Genomic DNA, 6,456 nt, shown 5'->3' with positions numbered 1-6,456 from the left:
GAGGAGGCGGGTCGCGGGGTGGCGTGCGGGTCGGACGGGCCAGGGCCCGGACCGTGGGACGCGCCGGAACCGCTCCCCGCCTCCCGCACGACCGCCCTTCGGGTCGAACGCGGGGCGCTGGCCGCCGGAGGCAGTTCCTCGGGGTCGATGCGCGTCAGCAGATGACTGTCGACCCGCAGCACCGCCCGTACTCCGCCGTACGGCGACGGGGAGGTCAGGTCCACGCGCAGATCGAACTGCCGGGTCAGCCTGCCGACGGCCGCCAGCCCCATGCGCGGCGGGTCGCCGAGCTCGGTCAGCAGGATCGGGTCCGAACCGGCGACCATCCGCTGGGCCCGGGCGCGCTCGTCCTGGGTCATGCCGAGGCCGGCGTCGTCCACGGTGACGCAGACCCCGTGGTGGACAGCCTCCAGATTGACCACGACCTCCGTGTCGGGCGCTGAGTGCCGCAGCGCGTTGTCGAGGAGCTCGGCCACGATGATGGCGACCGGCTCGACGGCGTGGGACACCAGGGCCGTACCGGCCGGGAGGTGGTTGCTGACCCGGACGCGCCGGTAGCCCGCGAGCCGGGCCTGACCGCCCGTCACCGCGTCCACGAGGTGGGATTCCTCCCGGGCGAGCCCCACCCAGGCCCCGCACACCACCGCGGCGATCTGGGCGCGCCGCAGCGACTGCTCGTTCTCGTGGTCCAGCTCGAACAGGGTCTGCGCCAGCTCGGGGTCGTCGTAGCGCTGCTGCAGCCCGCGCAGGGCGTCCTGCAACCGGTACAGCGCCGCCTGGATCTCCCGGGTGGCCCCACGCATCCCGGCCTGCGCTGCCGCGTCTATCCGGGTGCGCTGCGCGGCCAGTTCGGCGTGGAGCCCCTTCAAGACCCGTTCCAGGGCGGCACCCAGCGGCGAACCGGCCAGCTGCGGGTTCAGCGGGCCGGGCACGGTGACGTGGGAATGTGCGGCCTGCCGGGCCGCAGCGGGCACCCGCCGCGCCGCCAGGTGCTCGACCTCGGAAGTGAACGCCCGTGACGTCCCGTCGAGTTGCGCCCGCAACGCCGCTGTCTTGGCGCGCTGTGCGGCCAGTTGCCGCCGTGAGCGCAGCAGGCCGCCGCCGAGGGCGAACGCGGACAGTGTGCCGAGGGCGAGGGCGCCGACAGCCAGGTCCGGTACTTCGATCATCGAGTCGATTCCAGGAGGGAGTCGGGCAGGGTCGGGTCCGGGGCGCTCTGGCGAGCCACCCGCAGCACAGTACACACCGTCATCGACCGGTCTCGCACGGTGTCCCGCCACTTCCTTCCGAAAGTGACCGGTGTCTGGGGGCTTCCGGGGCAACTATCTGAATTGCCGTAATGAGGAGGGGAGTTGGTGGTGCGTACAGGTCTGGCCGGTCGGCGTTCGCAAGCGTGACCCGGCCGTCACTCCACGTGACTGAAACGGGCTGTGTGCTCCGCAGGAGGACGGGTACCCGTCCGGCGCCTGAAGAGGTCCGCTCCGCGAGAAGGAGGCCCGCATGAGCAGTGGATCGGAGACCGGCGGTGTGACCGGTACGCAGGACAAGGACTACAACCTGATCTGGTATGTCGAGGCGTGCCTGAACAACGCCCTGCGTCTGGAGAGCTACATCCAGGACGCGGAACGCGCCAAGGACACCGAGGTCGCGGACCTGTTCCGCAAGGCCCAGGCGGACAGCCGCAAGGGCGCCGAACTGGGCAAGGGGCTGCTGCGCGCACGCCTCGACGGAGGCTGAGGCTCATCGGCCCCGAAGGCCCGGACCCCGCGGGGTCCGGGCCTTCCTCGCGTCAGAACCGTCGTGTCAGAACCTCCGCGTCAGAACGGTCGTGTCAGAGCCGGAGGAGCTCGTATGTCCGTGGCCCGGCCCGGTCGTCAATGGCGGATGCCACGATGCCGGCAACTCACCTGGCGCGTGAGTGACCCCGCCCCTCCGGGTACCCGGCTCGTCCCGCCAGGACCGGCCGGGCCGCCGCTCACGGCGCCGACCCGGCCGGCCGCCGGTCACGAGCCGAAGGAGCCACGCATATGACGGACGTATCCGGTACCGGCCCCGCTCCGGGCGACGACCGCAAGGTCCTCACCAACCGCCAGGGCCATCCGGTCTACGACAACCAGAACCAGCGCACCGTCGGCGCCCGCGGCCCCGCCACGCTGGAGAACTACCAGCTCCTGGAGAAGATCAGCCACTTCGACCGGGAGCGCATCCCCGAGCGGGTCGTGCACGCCCGCGGCGTCACCGCCTACGGCCACTTCGAGGCCTACGGCACCTGGGGTGACGAGCCGGTCAGCCGTTACACCCGGGCCAGGCTCTTCCAGGAGCGTGGCAAGCGCACGGACGTCGCCGTCCGCTTCTCCACCGTCATCGGCGGTCGCGACTCCTCCGAGGCCGCCCGCGACCCGCGTGGTTTCGCAGTCAAGTTCTACACGGAGGACGGCAACTGGGACCTGGTCGGCAACAACCTGGGTGTCTTCTTCATCCGCGACGCCATCAAGTTCCCGGACGTCATCCACGCCCTGAAACCGGACCCGGTGACGTTCGAACAGCAGCCGGGCCGCATCTTCGACTTCATGTCGCAGACGCCCGAGGCGATGCACATGCTGGTCAACCTGTTCAGCCCGCGCGGCATCCCCGCCGACTACCGCCACATGCAGGGCTTCGGTGTCAACACGTACAAGTGGGTGAACGCCGAGGGCGACACCAAGCTCGTCAAGTACCACTGGATGCCCAAGCAGGGCGTGCGCAGCATGACCGAGGAGGACGCGGCCAACGTCCAGGCCGACACCCTCGGACACGCCACCAAGGACCTGTACGAGGCCGTCGCCCGCGGAGACCACCCGGAGTGGGAGCTGCTCGTCCAGATGATGGACGACCACGACCACCCGGAGCTCGACTTCGACCCGCTGGACGACACCAAGACCTGGCCCGAGCAGGACTTCCCGCCGAAGCCGGTGGGCCGGATGGTGCTCGACAGGATGCCGCGGGACTTCTTCGCCGAGAACGAGCAGATCTCCTTCGGCACCGGCGTCCTCGTCGACGGCCTGGACTTCTCCGACGACAAGATGCTCATCGGCCGGACCTTCTCCTACAGCGACACCCAGCGCTACCGGGTCGGCGCGAACTACCTCCAGCTCCCCGTCAACCAGGCCAGGAACGCGGACGTGCGCACCAACCAGCGCGACGGCCAGATGACCTACCACGTGGACGGCGGGGGCGAGAACCCGCACGTCAACTACGAGCCGTCGATCACCGGCGGCCTGCGCGAGGCCCGGTACCCCACCCACGACGAGCAGGGCCCGGAGATCACCGGCCGGCTCACCCGCAAGCGCATCCCGCGCACCAACGACTACCTCCAGGCCGGGCAGCGCTACCTGCTGCTGGAGGACTGGGAACGCGACGACCTGGTGAAGAACTTCATCGGTCAACTGTCCCAGTGTGACCGGGCGATCCAGGAGCGCATGGTCTGGCACTTCCTGCTCGTCGAGAACGACCTCGGCCTGCGGGTCGGCGAAGGACTGGGCATCGGCCCGGAGGACGTGGCCGGACTGGAGCCGCTGGCGAGCCAGGACCTCACGGACGACGACCGTGAACGCCTGGCCAAGCTCGGCAAGAACGAGCCGCGCGACGTGGAGGGCCTCACGATGACCCACTGCGTCCCCGACGCACGGCACGTCGTGACCCGCTGACGGGTCACCCTTCCAGAGCCGAACGGACCACCGCGAGGGCCTGTTCCGCGTAGCCCCGGCCGGACAGCACGGCGTGCACCAGCAGCGGGAACGGCTGGTGCACGCCGACGCGCCCCGACCAGCCGTCCGCGAGCGGCGTCACCTCCTGGAAGCCGTCCAGCACCCGCTCCGGAGGGGGACAGCCGAACAGGCAGCATCGCCGGATCCGTCTCCCGCTGACCGCCCGCCCGGTGAGCCGGTCCGCGAGATCCGGACAGACGGGCATACGAGCTCCTTCTCGCCCTCAAAGAGCCTCTCGACTCCAGGACATGGGCCACGCGCCGGTCACGCGGGACGGTGAAATCCCGCCGCCGGCCGACAGAACCGGCCACCGCCGGGGGAGCAGTCGGGTCATGACGAGTTCACCGTTCCAGCGCACGATCGCCCTGCCTGCCCCCGTGTGCGAACAGGCCGCACAGCACCTGGAGCAGGCCGCGCACCGGGCCATCGACGGAGCCGCGATTCCCCTGAAGGCGTTCCGCACGGCCGCCGACAACGACTTCATCCTGCCGGTCTCGGTCGTCGAACAGGCGGCGTCCTGCCTGCTGGTCCTCGCCACCGAGACCGCCCAGACCGTACGCCCGTCCGCTCTGCGCGCCACCATCAGTGTGGCGCTGCGGCTGCGCGACGCCGTACAACTGGCCCATCAGCCCGCCCTCAGCAGCAGGTTCTGGTGAGGGCGGGCCCGGTCCCTCAGGCCGTGCGGAAGGCGACCAGGACCTGCTTGTGGCGCAGCGCCTCCAGCGTGGCGTGCTGCCGCCGGGCCCGTTCGATGAGCTCGTCGAGCTGCCGGGCGTCGAGGCGTTCGTCCGTGGTGGCCAGATCGCGGAGCGTCTCCCAACCGGCCATCATGCCCTCCACCCCGAGCGCCAGCGCTTCCAGCTCCCACAGTGTGCTCAGCGGGGACCGCCGTACCAGGCTGCCGTTGCTCTTCAGCCGCCCCACCTGCTCGACCGCCCGGCCCGCGTAGACCTTGTAGCGGCGTACCGGGACGTCCAGGCGGCGCATGACGTGCAGCAGGCTCATCCGGTCGTCGGCGATCTCGGCGGCGACCGGCGCCAGCGCGTCGGCGAGCGCCGAGCCGCGGCACGAGCGCAGCAGGTAGCGAACACGTGCGGTCCCCGCGGTGGCACCGGCGAGATGGTCGTTGAGGTAGATGCCCAGCAGGGACATGTCGGTGGCCGGGGCACGCCGGGCGCCCGGCGAATCCGCTCGCTGTTCCGTCATGACGCGGCTCCTGTCGTACTCCGGTCCTGCTCCACGGCCACCGTCGTGGTGATCCGTACGAGGCAGGGAGGGCGGGGTGTCGAGCCGGTCCCGAAGCGCACGGGGGGCTCGACCGGGGCGAGGGCGCCGAGGCTCTCGCCCTTGTAGGTGACGGTGGCCGAGGTGACCGGGTGCAGATCCCGGGCGCCGTACCACTGGTGCCGTCCGGACCGGGCACTTCCGTGGGTGCGTGCTCCCAGCAGCAGGCGGGCGGGCCGGTCCCACAGCGCGATCCAGCCCGGACGGGCGGCGAGCCGGTCCGGGACCGCCCGCAGGGCCAGACCCGACAGGTTCCGGCGGCCGGTACGGAAGCGCAGGTGGAGCGGCGCGGCGGTGACGGTCCAGTGCCGGTGGTCGGCGACCCGCACCTCGACCGGTACGACCCGCACCTCGTCGAAGACGTACGTCCCGGCGACGAAGTCCGCCGTCTCGCCGGTGGGAGCCAGCAGCAGCCGACGTCCGTCGGCCTCCTCGACCATCACATCGCTGAACGGCCCCCACGGCGACCGCGTCCAGTGCCCGAGCACCACGCGGGCACCGGACGTCGTGCCGATTCCCGCGATCCAGCCGTCGAAGCGCAGCGAACGCACCGGCGCCCGGGTACCTGCACGCCGGGCCGGACCAGCGGATTCGCGACCGTGAGGGAACACGCGGGCCGGGTGCCCGGCCCCTCTGCGGCGAAACGGGCCGCCGCCCGCGGCGCGGCGTCGCACCGTCGGCCGGTGTGGCCGAGGCCACATCCTGGAAGAGGTCCCGGTCACGTCCGGGCGCGGGAAACGGCGGTTACCGTCGACGACCAGATCCCCGCTCCCTTCCCTCGGACGGCCCGGCAGTGCAAGCAGATCTCTCCCCGGTCATAGCGGCCACCGCCCAGTGGCTGACCCGTGCCTTCCCCGCCTCCGGCGGCGCCCTGGCCTCCGCCCTGTGCGAGGTCCAGGCCCGGCAGGCCGTGACCGTCGCGGCCTGGCTCCGGTACCCGACGGCGATGGACGCCGCCCTGCTCGACATGGCCGGACCCGGCGGCTCCGGGCGGCTGGACTGGATCACCGGCGTCGACGCGACCCTCGGCGACGACACGGACGCACACGCCTGGCGCACCTGGGTGGACGAGGTCGTGGCCAGCTGGGCGGCGTGCCTGCTGACCGACCCGGAGCTGGCGGCCCGGGCCGTGGCCGCCCTGGCCGACGGCAGCCACGGCAGCGACGGCAGCGACGGCAGCGACGGCAGCCAGGGCACCCCGGTACCGGCCGAGTTCCGCCGCCTCATCGCCCCCGACGACCGCGACCGGAGCGCCGCGGTCCTGCTGCGCCACCCGGACCTCCTCGCCCCCGTCGCCGACCTGCACCAGAACCAGCTCCTCGACCGCCTGAACCCGGGCCGCACCCTGATCGCCTGACGCCCCCGGGCTCCACGGCCACCGGCCGGCACCCGCACCGCACCGCACCTCGCGGCCGGTCTCTGCGGC

At 71.9% G+C, this 6,456-nt stretch carries 7 protein-coding genes and 1 pseudogene; 4 read left to right on the top strand and 4 right to left on the bottom strand.

Going from position 1 to position 6,456, the window contains the following annotated elements; all coding sequences use genetic code 11:
• The coding region (locus C1J00_RS35950; protein ID WP_245936633.1) for an ATP-binding protein at nucleotides 1-1,169 on the bottom strand (1,169 nt) is incomplete at its 3' end.
• A gap of 331 nt (nucleotides 1,170-1,500) precedes the next feature.
• On the opposite strand from C1J00_RS35950, the gene C1J00_RS35945 reads away from it, so the two are divergent.
• Nucleotides 1,501-1,737, top strand: coding sequence for a hypothetical protein (locus C1J00_RS35945; RefSeq protein WP_031139576.1), 237 nt, complete (start codon nucleotides 1,501-1,503; stop codon nucleotides 1,735-1,737).
• Between the two features lie 290 nt (nucleotides 1,738-2,027).
• Nucleotides 2,028-3,686, top strand: coding sequence for a catalase (locus C1J00_RS35940; protein WP_102913136.1), 1,659 nt, complete (start codon nucleotides 2,028-2,030; stop codon nucleotides 3,684-3,686).
• Nucleotides 3,687-3,690: 4 nt separating this feature from the next.
• Here the strand turns inward: C1J00_RS35940 and C1J00_RS35935 are convergent.
• Nucleotides 3,691-3,910 (bottom strand): annotated as a pseudogene (locus C1J00_RS35935) (fructosamine kinase family protein); the annotation flags it as partial.
• A gap of 168 nt (nucleotides 3,911-4,078) precedes the next feature.
• On the opposite strand from C1J00_RS35935, the gene C1J00_RS35930 reads away from it, so the two are divergent.
• Nucleotides 4,079-4,402, top strand: coding sequence for a hypothetical protein (locus tag C1J00_RS35930; protein WP_102913135.1), 324 nt, complete (start codon nucleotides 4,079-4,081; stop codon nucleotides 4,400-4,402).
• A gap of 16 nt (nucleotides 4,403-4,418) precedes the next feature.
• On the opposite strand, the gene C1J00_RS35925 is transcribed toward C1J00_RS35930, so the two are convergent.
• Together C1J00_RS35925 and C1J00_RS35920 are read right to left on the bottom strand one after the other, a co-directional pair.
• On the bottom strand, nucleotides 4,419-4,952 hold the full coding sequence (locus C1J00_RS35925) for a hypothetical protein (RefSeq protein WP_102913134.1): 534 nt from the start codon (nucleotides 4,950-4,952) through the stop codon (nucleotides 4,419-4,421).
• On the bottom strand, nucleotides 4,949-5,581 hold the full coding sequence (locus tag C1J00_RS35920) for a hypothetical protein (protein ID WP_102913133.1): 633 nt from the start codon (nucleotides 5,579-5,581) through the stop codon (nucleotides 4,949-4,951). Before C1J00_RS35920 ends, C1J00_RS35925 begins: the two co-directional genes overlap by 4 nt.
• 242 nt (nucleotides 5,582-5,823) lie before the next feature.
• Here C1J00_RS35920 and C1J00_RS35915 point away from each other — a divergent pair, with 242 nt between their 5' ends.
• Complete coding sequence (locus tag C1J00_RS35915) at nucleotides 5,824-6,387, top strand: hypothetical protein (RefSeq protein WP_102913132.1); 564 nt, start codon at nucleotides 5,824-5,826, stop codon at nucleotides 6,385-6,387.
• Nucleotides 6,388-6,456: the final 69 nt, after the last annotated feature.

Origin of the sequence: Streptomyces cahuitamycinicus (assembly GCF_002891435.1) — a bacterium.
GTDB lineage: Bacteria > Actinomycetota > Actinomycetes > Streptomycetales > Streptomycetaceae > Streptomyces > Streptomyces cahuitamycinicus.
The sequence above is the reverse complement of the archived record's forward strand: the minus strand, read 5'-3'. Positions and strand labels throughout refer to the sequence as shown.